This is a genomic window from Parapedobacter flavus, assembly GCF_035818675.1.
Lineage (GTDB): Bacteria > Bacteroidota > Bacteroidia > Sphingobacteriales > Sphingobacteriaceae > Parapedobacter > Parapedobacter flavus.
On sequence record NZ_JAYKZZ010000001.1, the window covers coordinates 636,465 to 651,654 of the forward strand.

Sequence of the window (15,190 nt, forward strand, 5' to 3'; positions counted from 1 at the left end):
AGATGAGCTTGACAATACAGGCCGCATTAGCGTTCTCTCCGATTTTACTAGCGATGGTATTGTTGGTCGGTTTCCGGTTCCCGGCAAAATACACCATGCCCTTGGTGTTGCTGCTGACCGGTTGGTTGGCGTTGCAATACTGGGGCATGGATATCGCCGATGTGGTGGCGTCCACGATACAGGGGTTGTTCATCACGTTTGACGTGTTATATATTATCTTCGGGGCACTGCTTTTGCTGTCTGTGCTCAAGTACTCGGGGGGGCTGGCCAGTATCCGGTATAATTTTACCTTGATTAGTCCCGACAGGCGGGTACAGATTATCGTCATCGCCTGGCTTTTCGGTTCCTTTCTCGAAGGGGCTTCCGGCTTCGGGACACCCGCAGCTATTGTAGCGCCTCTGCTGCTGGCCTTGGGCTTTCCGGCGATGGCGGCCGTATTGATGGGCCTGATGGTCCAAAGCACGGCAGTGACGTTCGGCGCCATTGGCACTCCAATATTGATCGGGGTGAACAATGGATTGGCAGCAGGTTTTGGCGGGGCAGGAGAAAAGGAGGTTTTCTTACAGGCCGTTACCACGCAGGCTGCCGCTATCCATGCCATCATCGGTACGTTCATACCATGGTTGATGGTGGTGATGACGATTTTCGTCTTTGGAAAACGGGAAGACTGGAAAAAAAGCGTAACCATTGCGCCATTTGCCATTTTTGCAGGGTTGGCATTTACCATTCCGTACCTCTGTACGGCGGTTTTGCTGGGGCCGGAGTTTCCGTCGCTTTTAGGCGCAATGATTGGGCTGGGCATTGTTGTTTTTGCGGTCAAGCGTAAATTTTTGATCCCTAGAGACACCTGGGATTTTCCGCCAGCCGACCGATGGCAGCCATCTTGGTCCGGACAAGTAGCCATGGAAAAGGATGGGCTGGACAGTGGCACCCCCATGAGCATTTACAAAGCCTGGATGCCTTATGTGCTGGTGTCGATATTGTTGATCGTTACTCGGTTGCAGAACTTGGGGATTGGGCAGTATTTGCAAAGCCTGAAGGTTGATTGGCCATCGGTTTTGGGGACGACCATATCCGCTTCATCCTCGCCGTTGTATTTGCCCGGAACGATGTTGATTATGGCAGCTTTGGTGGCGGTGGTCGCCCATAAGTTGCCTTCATCGGGCCTTATGAAAGCAAGTAAGGAGTCGTTATCCACAACGCTGGCGGCCGCGTTCGTGCTGCTGTTTACCATCCCCATGGTGCGGATATACATCAATTCGGGGATCAACCACTATGAAATGGCGAGTATGCCCGTGGTGCTGGCCGACTGGGTAGCATCTAAAGTGGGTCAATTCTGGCCGTCGGTTTCCCCGTCGGTAGGAGCCTTGGGTGCATTTATAGCGGGCAGCAATACGGTGAGCAACTTGATGTTTGCGGAATTCCAATACAGTATTGCATCCAAGCTCCAGCTTTCTACCGTATCGGTCGTTTCCCTTCAGGCGGTGGGCGCTGCTGCCGGTAATATGATTGCTATCCATAATGTGGTCGCAGCGTCTGCGGTGGTGGGCTTAATGGGAAAAGAGGGAGTTATATTAAGGAAGACCATTGTCCCCACCATATACTATGTGCTTGTGGCGGGGCTAATCGGAATGCTATTAGCCTAATGTCTGTTAATGAAAATTTGAAATTAAATAAGCTCGTATGTTATTAAAGACTCAAACTGTATCTGTCGGGAAACGGATGTTTTTATTGGGGTTGTCATTGGTTATCTTCTTTAGTGCGGCCCAGGCGCAATCGCCCGAAGACATTTATGGAAAAGCAAAACTGATCAACCAGCCTGCCGAAGGGTATCGCGGCATCTGGTATGCGATTGGCGGTGCAGGGCAACGGGGAGCAGTACCTGCACCTTATAACTTTAAGTATAGCGGTGGACTGGGAACTTACCCCGCCAATCATTACCCTTTTTCTGTTTACTCAGCGGAAGTGGACAAGACGTTTTTCTGTTACGGCGGCACCGACGATTCGGGAAAGACGTTGTACCACATGGTTTCTTATTTTGACCACAAGACCGGTGAAGTACCACGTCCTACCATTGTGCTTGACAAAGCCACGAATGATGCGCACGACAACCCCGTGATGCAGATTGATAAGGACGGGTACATCTGGATTTTCTCTACCTCACATGGAACCGGTCGCCCGTCTTTTATCCATCGTAGCAAACAGCCGTATGATATTTCTACGTTTGAACGGATAGCGGCTACCAAGTTGGTGGCTGGAAAGAAAGTGCCGATGGATAATTTTTCTTACTTGCAAATGTATTATTCAAATGACGACGGCTTTACCGGACTATTTACGCACTACGAGAAAAAAGGAGGCCGGGTAATCGGTTGGATGACCAGCAAGGATGGCGTGGATTGGTCTGAATGGAAAGATCTTTCGCTGTTGGACCAAGGGCAATATCAAACCAGTGGTAACCAGGACCGCCGCATCGGCACGGCTTTTAATTATCATCCAACACGCAAAGTCAGGGGAGGGCTCGACTTCCGTACGAATCTGTATTATTTGCAGACAAACGATTTCGGGAAAACCTGGCACACGGTTACTGGTGCTGAAGTAACCCTGCCGCTTACGGAAGTTGCCAATGCGGCTTTGGTACACGAATATGATTCCAAAAATAAAAATGTCTATATCTGCGATGTGAACTTCGATAAACGTGGGCGGCCCATTATCCTTTATCTGACCAGCGGGGGGCCAATGCCCGGTCCGGAAGACGGACCAAGGGAGTGGCACACGGCCTATTGGACCGGCAAAAGATGGGACATCAGGAAAGTAACCGAATCCGATAATGCGTACGACATGGGGTCGATTTATATCCAAGGGCGGAAGTGGACGATTATTGCGCCCACAGCGAAAGGGCCCCAGGAATATAATACGGGCGGGGAGATGGTGCTTTGGCAGTCTAAAAACAAAGGCAAGCGGTGGAAGCGCGTGCGGCAGCTGACAAACGAAAGTGAGTTCAACCACACGTATGCGCGTCGGCCTGTCAATGTCCATCCGGATTTCTATGCATTTTGGGCTGATGGGAATGGCCGTGAAAAGTCTGAATCCAGACTTTATTTTTCCGACCGGGATGGGAATGTCTTCCAACTGCCCCAACATATGGATGGGCCATCGGGCAAGCCAATCCCGTATAACTAAGGCGATAGGAAGATGAACCGATAAAAAAAGGGATGTCCATTTAACGCTGGACATCCTTTTTAACACCTGCAAGGATTACCGAAGAAGATCGATGCTTCATCCAAAGCGAAGCGGTACCTTCCGCTAGGTGCTCGGTTCTGATGTAGCCAATAATCTTGATGGTTTTATGTCCAGTAAAGTCCGGGGCAATTAATCCCGTATTGACTAGTCCGGGACTTTTTTCACCTTGGTACTTAGCGGCAATCGAAACGCTAACATTGCCGCTGTGCTTTATCGCGGTGTCCAGCAAAAAGAGATGTGTGTTTTTTTTGTTTTGGAGACTCCAACCGATAGGCATCCGCCTGAAGTCAATTTGTTCGAAATCCAAATTCCGAACAATTTCTTGTGAAAATGCGTGAGCACTGACGATTACCAAAAGGGTTGATAAAAAAGATCGCATAAGATGATGAATTGGCTATAAATTTCATTAATACATAATCACGTCGGTATCTTTTTGAAGCACCCATTGACTATTTTTAAAGCGGAGGTCTGCCTCGCAACTCTTATTCCTAAACGAATACTGTACGAGCGCACTTTTGAGGTCGTGGTCGAAGATAATCCGGTCGATGAATAAACTGTAATGGAACGTATAGGTAGCGGGCCTTATCTTAACTTGCCCGCCTTCGGCTTCAAATAGTTTTAGCTTGTTATCTAAAAAAACAACTTTACGCAAATGCTCCCGGCGTTTGGAGCGGTCAGCACTCAGAAAAGCCCTTACCGCCTCAACAAAAGAGGTATCCGTTACGATGACCTGATAATCACCAACTGTTTTCACGGTTTGCAGCCGGTACGTTGCACAGTCAACCAATCGATCAAATTCGGTATAATTTGCCGACATAAAGAAGGATCGGAAACCCCGATGCGGGTAAAAGACCACCTCATTCAACGGGGTTGAGTTTTGCCGCCTTCGGATATCCGTCGAATCGAGATTCGATGTATTCGTAAAGCAAACGGCTACTTCAGGTTGAACGACAATGTACACTTCATTGTATGGTGCGCCATCAGCATATGGCTTTTGCCCCCCCTCGCTGACATATTCTTGAAGTAATGTGGTCACGATACTCCTGATGCTGTGTTGGACCTTGTTGTCGGAAGCATCGCGGCCATTGAGATCGTTTGCGATGATAAATGAATCCAATAGTTCCTGGGACTTGTGCTTGTATGCATTAACTAAATCGAAGGCTTGCTGACCAGAACCGTCGTAATGCATAAGAAAAAAGACAAATAAAAAGTAGTATGTTTTCACGCTTCTATCTACCATTCTCAATTTATTATAAGACGATTATTAGGATATCATCTCGCGATTAATAGGTGTAAAAATTTAAAGTAGCCGCTGGTCCGTGGAAGCTGGTTTCGCGCGCCCGGGATAGTAGACTATACCAATGTACAGGCTATCGGTCATATTGCTCAAGAAAATATCGAAATTGGCTGACTGAGGACGATTGAATATGAAAAGGTGTTCATCGTTAAGGTCAAGCGATATCGACCTAGTGGATTTGAACGTATAATAATCGTGCCCATCACGGAAATCTTTCTGACAACTACCGCCGAGAAAAGACAGCGACACACGGGTAGGGGTGTCGGTAAAGATATGATTGCCCGTCAGCTGATAGCGTGATTTTACCTCAGGAAACCTAAAGGGGTCAAACCCCGAATCCCATTCGTTGGATGCTTTTAGCTCGTTAACGAATACCGTGTCGGGAGAGGGAATCGGTAGTTTAAGCACACGTAACATGGCCTCACGCCCGTCTAACTTGATGAGTTCCCCGCCGGTTTTGAATTTAAGAAACGAATTAAAGTCTACATCTGATAACCTAGGGGCCTTTACCGACGTATCAAAGTCGCTGGGATAATTAGCGGCCTTGACAATCGAAGTCAACATGATTGTTTGGCATGCTTTATAGACAAAGAATAAAAAGGGGAGTACTAAGATTGCACTTAATATCCTCACCAAGTTCTTTTTGGATAGCATAAGTTTTAGATAGCATAAATTATCGAATGGCTATAGCAGGAGTGCCGAGCGTTCCCAGTTTCATGTTTCTTGTATTGATTAATAATTGAGTCACCTGCAATATCGTAAACTAACTTGGAATAGCAAAATTAATTTTTACGGAGATGGTCGCTCGGACAGAAATAGTTATTCGCGAGAAGAAGTTGCTTCGGAAGCTTTTTTTTGCAAATATTGCTGTCATGAACCCGACATGATTAAAATAATCATTAAGCACACAGGGCAATGATTATCTTAATCATCAAAGGCTCCATATGACAACTGAGAAACAAAAAATAAACAGATGAAAGTAGGTAAGCATTCGTTTAAAAACACCTTATTTGGAATTACCTTAGGATTCATGGCGTCCAGCCTGTTATATGGGCAGACGAACGCACCCCATACCCTTGCGGTATTCGATTTAGGATATACATTGGAAGGCGCTTGGGAAAAGCCACAGGAGGTGAAGCAGGCTTGGGACCATGCGCATACACTGGCTACCCTGCAGGGCTTGGTTAATCGAGAGGCACCTCGTCTTTACACTTATTTCGTTAAAAATGGAACGCACGATATTGATCGCTATTGGTGGGATACCTACCGGGCGGAAGGAAAGTGGTTGGCGGGTAGCGACACCGTGGTTTATCCAGATATCATCTCATTGATTGCGGCATTCAAGGATGACATCAAGGGGGTTGTCGTTTACGACCCGAGCGTGCCGGCGACCAGCAACGTCGCATCGGCGGTGGCCGGTGCTGACGGGCTGATTGCCGTCCGTTACGATCCCGATGAGGGGAGCCTCTATCATCAGCTGGTGGAAACCGGGCTGCGTTTACCGGTAAAGGTTTGGCTGGTAAAAAAGAACGGGAAACCGTTTTTCACAGGCTCGGGGAAGATACCCGGTACTTCGCGCGCTTCGAGCGGGTCGGCAAAGAATGACGCTTACCGATGGTTCATTGAGCACTACCTGAAAAAGGGGAAATGTAATACTGCTTTTGGTGCTTATTACATCGACCAATATTGGATGACCAATCCGACGCGGATAAATCGAAATCACCACACGTTATCCAACCATGACTACTTTGTCAGCCGAAAAGCCTTTTTCTTTGACCTTAGCCCCTGGGCGGATGAGCCGGCCACCGATGATCCTGCCCAGCGGCCGGGGACAGACTTGGAAACACTGAAAGAATTTTTGCTACTGGCCTATCAGCAAAATGACAACGGCAATACCTTTACCCATATCGGCGGATTCCCGCCATGGGCCTTTAAATATACACAACATGCTGGCGGAAAGCATGAAGACGTATCTACAGAATGGGAATACTCCCGTATCATCAGCGCCTACAATGCGTTTAAGGATGCAGATGCCATCGGCTACGGCGCGTTGGCCAATGCTTCTTTTTGGCAACATTATCCGCTGAAGGAAACCTATCCGCAGCACCGGGTCACGGACGACGAACTCGTAGCGCGCGGTTACCTCACGGCAGACGGTCAACTGGTGGAAAACGGAAAGGAATACCTTGTGTTTTACGTGGGCGATTACGACGCGGCCTCTTGGCTTTCGCAGACCACGCCCACGCTGTGGGACGACCCGAACCGGGGGAAGGTACCCCTCATGTGGTGCATCAGCCCGGTGTTGGCGCGACGCGCCCCGATGGCGATGGAATACCGACGGTTGTCGGCTACGGCAAACGATTATTTCGCTGCGGCCGATAATGGGGCAGGGTACCTCATGCCGGGGATGCTACAAGTCCCGCGCGAGATATCCCGATTGCCAGATGGGACCAAACAATGGGCGGCTCATAATATTCCATATTACCGAAAATGGGGCCTTTCCATTACGGGATTTGTTATTGATGGGGAGGCGCCGGGGCTGGATGAAGCCGGACTGGATGCCTACGCACAGTTCAGTCCGGACGGTATTGTGCCACAAAAGGTACCCATGACACTATTGCATGGCGAAATGCCGGTGCTACGCTCGGATGCGGACGTGAACCAGGCAGACCCAGCCGTGGCAGCACAGGTTGTCATCGACCGGGTGGATAAACGGCCATTGCGTTTCCATTGGTTCCGAAACATCTTGAAGTCGCCGACCTGGTATGTACAGGTCGTGGATGAAATCCATCAGCGCAATCCGAATATCGAACTGTTAGACGGCGCTACTTTTTTTGCTTTGTACCGCAAGTACCTGGAAGGCAACCCCGATGCAGCCAAAGGGCGATGGCCGAATCACTAAGTTAGCATATCACTACTTTCAAATTTTATGTGCATCGTACATTTTAATCCGTAACTTAACCGCTGTGAAGGTTGCCGGCAACGAGGACTTAATTTAAGATGATGATGATGCGTATAAACAGGTTGTATTTGACTGTGGTATGTATGTTTTTCTGCCTCGGCACCTATGCCGGTAATGGCGGTCGTGCGACAGTTGCGGAGGTGCCCGGGCCGGCGGTGGAAGCCGGATGGATAGCCCTTTTTGACGGCAAAACCCTAGCCGGGTGGCGGGTAAATGAAAACCCCGAAACGTTTAGTGTTAAAGATGGCGCCATCGTGGTGAATGGCCAGCGATCGCACCTTTTTTACGCCGGCGGTGTTGAGGATCATGATTTCAAGAATTTCGAATTGAAGCTGGAGGTAATGACCTTTCCGGGGTCGAACTCGGGCATTTACTTCCATACGCAGTTTCAGGAGGAAGGGTTCCCGGCTATTGGCCACGAGGTGCAGGTCAACATTTCGCATACCGATTGGCGGCGATCGGGCAGCATCTACGGCGTAGTGCATGTAGATACAGTGCCTGTGGTCGATAACCAATGGTATACACAACATATTATCGTCAAGGACAAAACGGTTCGGATATTGATTGATGGGAAGCTTATCCTGGAGTATAACGAACCGAATACCAAGACGGCACCTCATACGGGGCGTACCATTTCAAGCGGAACCTTCGCTTTGCAAGGCCACGACCCGGGGAGCAAGGTACTGTTTCGCAACATTCGCGTGAAGATACTGCCCGATTAGACGTTTAACCAAATTCTTTTATAAGCCATGAACGATAACCATTCAACATCGCGAAGAGATTTCCTCCGCACCGCCGCCGCGGCTGCTGTCAGTGCACCGTTTATTTTGGATACGGCTTTTGCCGCTCCACCCGCCCGCAAGCTTCGGCATGCCTGCATTGGTGTGGGCGGTATGGGTGCCCACGATTTACAGAATTTTAAATCCCACCCCAATGTCGAAATCGTGGCGCTATGTGATGTTGATGAAAACCATTTAAAGAAAGCCGCCGAGCTTATTCCAGGAGCCCGCCTCTACACCGACTGGCGGGAGCTGTTCAAAAAAGAAAAGCGTAACATGGATGCCGTCAACGTTACGGTGCCCGATCATAATCACTTCATCATCGCCATGGAAGCCATCGATGCCGGTAAGCATGTGTATTGCCAAAAGCCGATGTGCCATGATGTGGCCGAGGTGCGCGTACTCACCCAAGCGGCGATCAAGGCTGGTGTGATTACCCAGCTTGGTACCCAGGTTGCCTCGTCCATTGGCGACCGCACCGCAGTGCAGTGGATAAAGCAGGGCGCCATCGGAAAAGTTAAACATGCTTACCTCTGCTCAAACCGGTCGGGCATTGCGCAGTATCGCCTCGCCGGACCGCGGCCTGCGCAAGCTCAGGAAGTGCCTGCTACCTTGGATTGGGATAAGTGGATCGGTACGGCACCCATGCGGCCTTATGCGCCCGGGATCTATCACCCGGCAATTTGGCGGGCTTGGCAAGACTTCGGTACGGGGTGGTCGGGTGATATCGGTTGCCATATTTTCGATGCAGTCTGGAAGGGATTGGATATGAAATCGCCGCTCTCGGTCGTGGCGGAAGTGGAGCAGTCGTGGAAAGATTCGCCCGAGCGCAGAGGCGATACCTGGCCCCGGGGTAACCACATCACGTGGATGTTCCCCGGCAACAGCAAAACCGCATCAGAAGTTTTGCCTGTGGAGTGGTTCGACGGTGAATTCTATCCGCCGGCGGAAGTCCGTTCCTTGTATAAAGCTGGAAATTACCCAGAAGAGGCTGCGATGTTGATTGGTACCGAAGGAGCGTTGCTTATTCCGCATCAGGGAACGCCGGTACTTCTCCCCGAAAGCAAATTCAAAGATCATCAATACCCCCAGTTGGAAGAACGCAACCATTACCATCATTTCGTAGATGCCTGTTTGGGTAAAGCGCAGACGGAATCGCATTTTGCACAGACCGGGCCGATGACGGAGGCTATTTTGCTGGGCACAGTCGCCATACGGGTACCGGGTACATTGTTGGAATGGGATGCAGCCCGTATGAAGTTTCCCAATTATCCCGATGCGGAGCAGTACTTGCGCCGATCGTACCGAAAAGGGTGGAAAGTGAAAGGGTTTGGGTAGGTATTCTTAGCGGGAATACAACAATTCTACCTTGTCCAAATCGTCAAACTGCAGTTTCTTTTCATCAAGAAGCACATCTTGTTTCATACCCGGTTGGGCATGGATTTGATAGGTGTTATCGATGAAATTATTGGTGCCTTTGATTTGGTGCGTGTAATCCCCTACAACGAGGTGGTTGAACGTGCTGTTATTTACCGATATACGGCTCACAGGCCTGTTCTTGTCGGCTCCCTGCAGCATGATGTTGCAAACGCCGGAAGTCAAGCCGCTGATATTGATGTCGTCTACATGCCCGTTGAACACGATGTTGCCATTAATAATGAAGTTTCCCGAAAACAGGAAGTTGTAGCCGATACCGAAACGGAAGTCAGGGTTACGGTATCCCGTTTCCTGATCATCAAACTTGATGGCAAATCCATTTACTTGGTTAGCTTCTTGGCAAGAGAAGTTAATGGCGTTTCCCCACTCCAGATCGTGTACCCGATAAGCTGCTTCCTGTCGATAAGTGACATAGTATACCGAAGTGGGTGACGGTCTCTCGCCTTTCCAGATAATCTTAACAGCACCTTGGTAGGCACCCGTATCGATCTGCTCAATAACGAAATCCTCGCCCAATATCCATTCGTTCCCACCTGTTCTAGGCTGGCTACCAATACGGACGATTTCGCTGTACCGCGGTAAGCCATACCATTCGCGCCGTTGGTTTTCGTCAGGCCGGTCAACCACATAATGATCATGGATGGTAAGCCAATCCCAATCTTTTTCAGGTCGCCGTTTTACGATGGCTTCTGGATAAGGGTTGAGCCGATCGCCATATTTGCCCTTTGGTCCGGCGAAGATACCACTGGTAAAGGAGCACGAGCTGTTGTGTATGGAAGGGGCTTGTCCTCCCACCCAATCGAAAAACACGCCATCCGTGAAAACGGACGGATTACCCATGGAATAGATCGATTCGAATTGATATTCACCTTGTCCGCAATGATTGCCATTGTCCAGTCGGATACCTGTTCGCGCATCAAGCCGATTGACATTAGCGACGCGGATATGTCCGCCCGATCCTTGGATATCAATGCCCACTTCGAAAAATCGTTGCGCTAAAATGCCGCCGGTATGGTTTTCGCCGATATCTACGTTTGTGACGACCACATGGTCCAGCAAAAAATTTCCTGTGCTCGAATCGCCCGTGGTTTCAACAATTCCCACGTTGTGGTCGGGAAAATATACGATATGCGCAATAGAAATGGCTGCGGAACCAGCGATGGTTTTGGGTGCTAGCTGATCGGCCAATTTAATCGTTAGTTGTTCTACGCGGCACCCTTTGTGTCGTACCCTCAGTGTTGCGGCCGGCACCCGCTTGAAATCGGGCCGAGCTTGGAATCCAAAGTCGCGCTGCGCATTGTGTTGGATGATGCGGGTGGTCCCCACGCCATCTCCCCGGAAAATTTGGCCCCTTTGGCTGGATTCAATGGTACCTCTGTTAGGCATCGCGCTCCCATTAAAATGATAATCGCCAGCTGGAAAATAAATCGTTGCGCCTTTCGGAGCGCTCATCATGATAAGCGCAATCTGCTCCGTATTGAAATCAGCATATGCCGGATCATTTTTCACCAATGGCTTGCCGACATATTGCGAATCTGCCTCATCCACCTTGATGTATTGTCCGTATAGTGAGGGGGCGCTGACCAGCAGCAATACAGCGCAACACCACCATACTTGTGTGATTTTTAATAACGTCATAACGTACAATAACTACGGCATTCTAGGCCCCCGAATTTTAACGATTAGCCATTGGTTAAATACAGCCCTCAAAGATAGCCGTTTGACAATAACGGGCAACCTGTTCTGTACTGCATAATGAGACCGGATCACCAAAAATTTGCCGGGACGGCAAATATTGTATCAACCTGGGCAAACCCCGTGTATACTTTCCGGCGCGGAGGATTCTATATTTGTAGCCTGTTGAACTGTGCCAACTAATGAATAAGCCGGATGAACAAGTTAACCACAGGAGATTACGTTGTTTTTATTTGCTACTTTATCGTCGTGGCTGGATACGGCCTGTGGGTTTACTTTCGGAAAAAATCAACCGAAGCATCGACCTCGGAGTATTTTTTGGCGGAGGGCAAACTCACGTGGTGGGCGATAGGGGCTTCGCTCATTGCATCCAACATTTCAGCTGAGCAATTTATCGGGATGAGTGGCTTCGGCTTCAAGATGGGGTTGGCTATCGCATCGTACGAGTGGATGTCTGCATTGACACTAATTGTGGTGGCCGTTTTTTTTATCCCAGTGTACCTGAAGAACAAGATTTTCACCATGCCCCAGTTCCTGAGTCAGCGGTACAACAGTACGGTGGGGTTGATTATGGCGGTTTTCTGGTTATTGCTGTACGTGGTGGTCAACCTGACATCGATTTTGTTTCTAGGGGCATTGGCCATCAATAGCATATCCGGGTTTGACTTAACGGCCTGCATGTATTTTCTTGCCGCATTTGCTATCGTGATTACCTTGGGTGGTATGAAAGTGATTGGTTATACAGACGTGATACAGGTTGGTTTCTTGATCTTAGGCGGATTGGCCACCACCTACCTTGCGCTTGATTTGGTGGCGGATCATTTCGGTGAGTCGGGCGCCTTAGCGGGATTTACGTTGATGACCGAACAGGCGGATACGCATTTCGAAATGATTTTGCATCGCGATAATCCCAATTATTTTGACTTGCCCGGCTTAAGCGTGATCCTCGGTGGACTATGGATAGCCAACCTCAATTACTGGGGGTGCAACCAGTACATTACCCAACGGGCACTTGGTGCCGATTTGAAAACGGCTCGACGGGGGATTCTTTTTGCAGCATTCTTGAAATTGCTTATGCCGTTGATCGTCGTACTACCGGGCATTGCCGCGTACGTGCTATACCAACAGGGGAGTTTCCAGGATGAAATGATGGCCGACGGGACACTGAATCCCGATAGAGCCTACCCCGTACTGCTCAATTTACTTCCAACCGGCCTCAAAGGACTTTCTTTTGCCGCGCTCACGGCGGCGGTCGTTGCATCACTCGCAGGAAAAGCAAACAGTATCGCGACCATCTTCACCTTGGATATCTATAGACGGATTGGCGGTGAAAACCACTCCGAGGCACAATTGGTCAAGATTGGGAAATGGACCGTCGTCGTCTCCATGGTGTTAGCCACGGTAATAGCGCCTTACCTGGGAATCGATAAGAAGGGGGGATTCCAGTATATACAGGAATACACCGGTTTTGTATCCCCCGGTATCTTTGCTATGTTTATTTTGGGCTTTTTCTGGAAAGGAACCACCTCGAATGCAGCTTTGTATGCCACGGTGGGTGGATTTATCTTTTCGGTGCTCTTGAAATTCTCGCCCGGTTGGGTGGACTGGTCGTTTCTGGAGCCAATTGGTTTTGCCAAGCAAAATGAAAATGGTGTGTTTGAAATCCCTTTCCTCGATCGGATGAGTATCGTGTTTGGACTATGCCTATTAGGGATGTGGTTCATCAGCTTCGTGGATAGGCGTAGCGGAATTCGGCCGGAGGGACTAACAATTGACCGCAAACTATTTGGAGTGGATAAAGGGTTCGCTGTAGGATCGCTACTGGTGTGTGGTATCTTGGTAGCCTTGTATATGGTGTTTTGGTAAATCTAATGAGCAGTGAAGGGGCTACAAGTTGTCATTAAGCGATTTCATCCAACAAGGTTTCCGCGGTGCCCACATGGTTCGATCGGTATTCCATTGGCGTAACCCCCATAATGCTTTTGAACTGCCTATTAAAGTAGGAAACATTCTTATAACCACATTCATAGCAAATACTGGCAATATTCCAGTTTTCTTTTGACAGTAAGTTGGTGGCGTGCGTTACCCGTACATAATTTACAAACTGCGAAAATGTCTTTTCTGTCCGCCGCTTGAAATAACGGCAAAAAGCCGCTTCATTCATACAAGCAAGAGATGCCGCTTCATTGCTGTCGGGCTCATCCTTGAAATTTTCGATGATATAACGGATCACCTTTTCGAGCCGCTCGGCGTCCTTTTGTTTGGGCCGTACCTTTGGGATGGTGCTATTAATGGGTACCAACTGGTCTTGCAGCTGCGATAATCGATGAAGCATTTGTAGCAAAATGAGCATTGCGTCCATCCCCTTGGTTTCCATGATGGCAGGAAAAGCATGCTGTATCCATCGGTTGGGCTGGTTGAGTTTCAGTCCTACAGCAGCACGTTGGAGAAGCTCTTTAACGGCTGCCAGCTCGGGCTTGTTGAAAAAATCCTTTCCTAGGAAATCCATCTTGAAGAAAATCACGATAGCATGCGCCGTTTCGCCGGTTGCCCGGAACGACTTGTCATTGAGAAAGCAATGCGGCAAGCCAGGACCGAACAGGTAAATCTCACCATCGGAGAAATTGACGACTTTATTGCCAATGTATAATTTACCATGGCTTTTCGGAATCATGATCAATTCATAGGTGTCGTGGAAATGGAAGGGGGAGTCGAAATGCCGCTGCCGGTATTCCCTCACGATAAAACTCATATCCACCAAGGCGCTTTGGTGCTGGAAAATACTCTTCAGGTTGTGCTGTTGCATGGTCATCCTCCTTTGTTAGTGATACATAATTAGCAATTATTTTTCAGATATCCAAAATTTTAACCCACGATGTAAATAATGTATCACAGGTGGCAAATAGGGTGCTTCTCTGTTAAAGTGAAGTCGTCTAATTTAGCCGGTAATATTTGGAGCGGATAAAGAAGCGCCTTCAGATGCCGGTACGGAATAAATAACATTAAAAACATTAAATAACTAAATGGATAAAAGATTTTCAGGACAGGTTGCTGTTGTAACGGGAGGAGCCGATGGTCTGGGAAAAAGCATCAGCAAACGGTTGGCAGATGAAGGAGCAACCGTGGTGATAGTAGATGCCGATGAGCATAAATTGAACGCCACATTGGAAGAATTTGGCAATGAAGAATTAGCAATTTCAGGCTTTTCGGTCGACATCTCGGATGAGGAATCGGTGAAGCAAGCATTTACCAAAGTGGCGCAACGGTATGGGAAGCTGGATGTGTTGATAAATTCTGCGGGTATTGTGGGCCCTACAAGTACGCCGATCACAGAATACAATACCGCTCAGTTTGACCGGATTTATGGCGTGAATCTTCGTGGAGCTTTCTTAGTAACCAAATACGGAGTCGGATTGATGGAAAAAAATAGCTACGGCCGCATCCTTTTGATTGCCTCGATAGCGGGTAAGGAGGGTAATCCCAATATGGTGGGGTATTCGGCAACAAAGGCCGGCGTAATTGGTCTGGTAAAGGCTGTAGGTAAAGAGTATGCCACCAAAGGGATAACGGTGAACGGCTTGGCACCGGCAGTAATCAAAACGGCGATGAATGCCGATACGGCACCCGACCAGCTCACCTATATGACTGACAAAATCCCGATGGGTAGGTTGGGCACCGTGGACGAGGTGGCTGCTATAGCCACGTGGATCGTTTCGCCCGAGGCGAGTTTCTCAACCGGGTTTGTTTTTGATATTTCTGGTGGGAGGGCGACATACTAAC

12 protein-coding genes are annotated in these 15,190 nt (G+C 48.8%); 7 read left to right on the top strand and 5 right to left on the bottom strand.

Going from position 1 to position 15,190, the window contains the following annotated elements; translation table 11 throughout:
• Positions 1 to 2 precede the first annotated feature (2 nt).
• Both U9S71_RS02585 and U9S71_RS02590 read left to right on the top strand, forming a co-directional pair.
• Positions 3 to 1,646: an L-lactate permease gene (locus tag U9S71_RS02585; protein WP_326325013.1), complete on the top strand. Its 1,644-nt coding sequence runs from the start codon at positions 3 to 5 to the stop codon at positions 1,644 to 1,646.
• Between the two features lie 37 nt (positions 1,647 to 1,683).
• Positions 1,684 to 3,180 carry a BNR-4 repeat-containing protein gene (locus U9S71_RS02590; RefSeq protein WP_326325015.1) on the top strand — a complete coding sequence of 499 codons (1,497 nt, stop codon included), beginning with the start codon at positions 1,684 to 1,686 and terminating at the stop codon, positions 3,178 to 3,180.
• A gap of 40 nt (positions 3,181 to 3,220) precedes the next feature.
• Here the strand turns inward: U9S71_RS02590 and U9S71_RS02595 are convergent, their stop codons facing one another.
• The 3 genes from U9S71_RS02595 to U9S71_RS02605 are packed head-to-tail and all read right to left on the bottom strand — an operon-like array spanning position 3,221 to position 5,101.
• On the bottom strand, positions 3,221 to 3,619 hold the full coding sequence (locus tag U9S71_RS02595; protein ID WP_326325017.1) for a hypothetical protein: 399 nt from the start codon (positions 3,617 to 3,619) through the stop codon (positions 3,221 to 3,223).
• A gap of 27 nt (positions 3,620 to 3,646) precedes the next feature.
• The gene (locus U9S71_RS02600) at positions 3,647 to 4,480 is read right to left on the bottom strand and encodes a hypothetical protein (protein WP_326325018.1); all 834 of its coding nucleotides are present in this window, start codon (positions 4,478 to 4,480) and stop codon (positions 3,647 to 3,649) included.
• Positions 4,481 to 4,540: 60 nt separating this feature from the next.
• On the bottom strand, positions 4,541 to 5,101 hold the full coding sequence (locus U9S71_RS02605; RefSeq protein ID WP_326325019.1) for a hypothetical protein: 561 nt from the start codon (positions 5,099 to 5,101) through the stop codon (positions 4,541 to 4,543).
• A gap of 409 nt (positions 5,102 to 5,510) precedes the next feature.
• Between U9S71_RS02605 and U9S71_RS02610 the strand changes: the two genes are divergently transcribed.
• The 3 genes from U9S71_RS02610 to U9S71_RS02620 all read left to right on the top strand — a co-directional run bounded on the left by U9S71_RS02610 (position 5,511) and on the right by U9S71_RS02620 (position 9,616).
• Positions 5,511 to 7,439, top strand: coding sequence for a GxGYxYP domain-containing protein (locus tag U9S71_RS02610; protein WP_326325021.1), 1,929 nt, complete (start codon positions 5,511 to 5,513; stop codon positions 7,437 to 7,439).
• 134 nt (positions 7,440 to 7,573) lie between these two features.
• Positions 7,574 to 8,221 (top strand): 3-keto-disaccharide hydrolase, encoded by a 648-nt coding sequence (locus U9S71_RS02615; RefSeq protein ID WP_326325289.1) that lies wholly within the window; start codon positions 7,574 to 7,576, stop codon positions 8,219 to 8,221.
• A gap of 27 nt (positions 8,222 to 8,248) precedes the next feature.
• A complete protein-coding gene (locus tag U9S71_RS02620) occupies positions 8,249 to 9,616 on the top strand; it encodes a Gfo/Idh/MocA family oxidoreductase (protein ID WP_326325022.1) in 1,368 nt (455 codons plus the stop codon).
• Positions 9,617 to 9,622: 6 nt separating this feature from the next.
• On the opposite strand, the gene U9S71_RS02625 is transcribed toward U9S71_RS02620, so the two are convergent.
• Complete coding sequence (locus tag U9S71_RS02625) at positions 9,623 to 11,353, bottom strand: hypothetical protein (protein WP_326325023.1); 1,731 nt, start codon at positions 11,351 to 11,353, stop codon at positions 9,623 to 9,625.
• 252 nt (positions 11,354 to 11,605) lie between these two features.
• On the opposite strand from U9S71_RS02625, the gene U9S71_RS02630 reads away from it, so the two are divergent.
• Positions 11,606 to 13,276 carry a sodium/sugar symporter gene (locus U9S71_RS02630; RefSeq protein ID WP_326325025.1) on the top strand — a complete coding sequence of 557 codons (1,671 nt, stop codon included), beginning with the start codon at positions 11,606 to 11,608 and terminating at the stop codon, positions 13,274 to 13,276.
• A 34-nt stretch (positions 13,277 to 13,310) separates the two neighbouring features.
• Here the strand turns inward: U9S71_RS02630 and U9S71_RS02635 are convergent, their stop codons facing one another.
• A complete protein-coding gene (locus U9S71_RS02635; RefSeq protein ID WP_326325026.1) occupies positions 13,311 to 14,216 on the bottom strand; it encodes an AraC family transcriptional regulator in 906 nt (301 codons plus the stop codon).
• Positions 14,217 to 14,433: 217 nt separating this feature from the next.
• Here U9S71_RS02635 and U9S71_RS02640 point away from each other — a divergent pair, with 217 nt between their 5' ends.
• The gene (locus U9S71_RS02640) at positions 14,434 to 15,189 is read left to right on the top strand and encodes an SDR family NAD(P)-dependent oxidoreductase (RefSeq protein WP_326325027.1); all 756 of its coding nucleotides are present in this window, start codon (positions 14,434 to 14,436) and stop codon (positions 15,187 to 15,189) included.
• Position 15,190 lies beyond the last annotated feature (1 nt).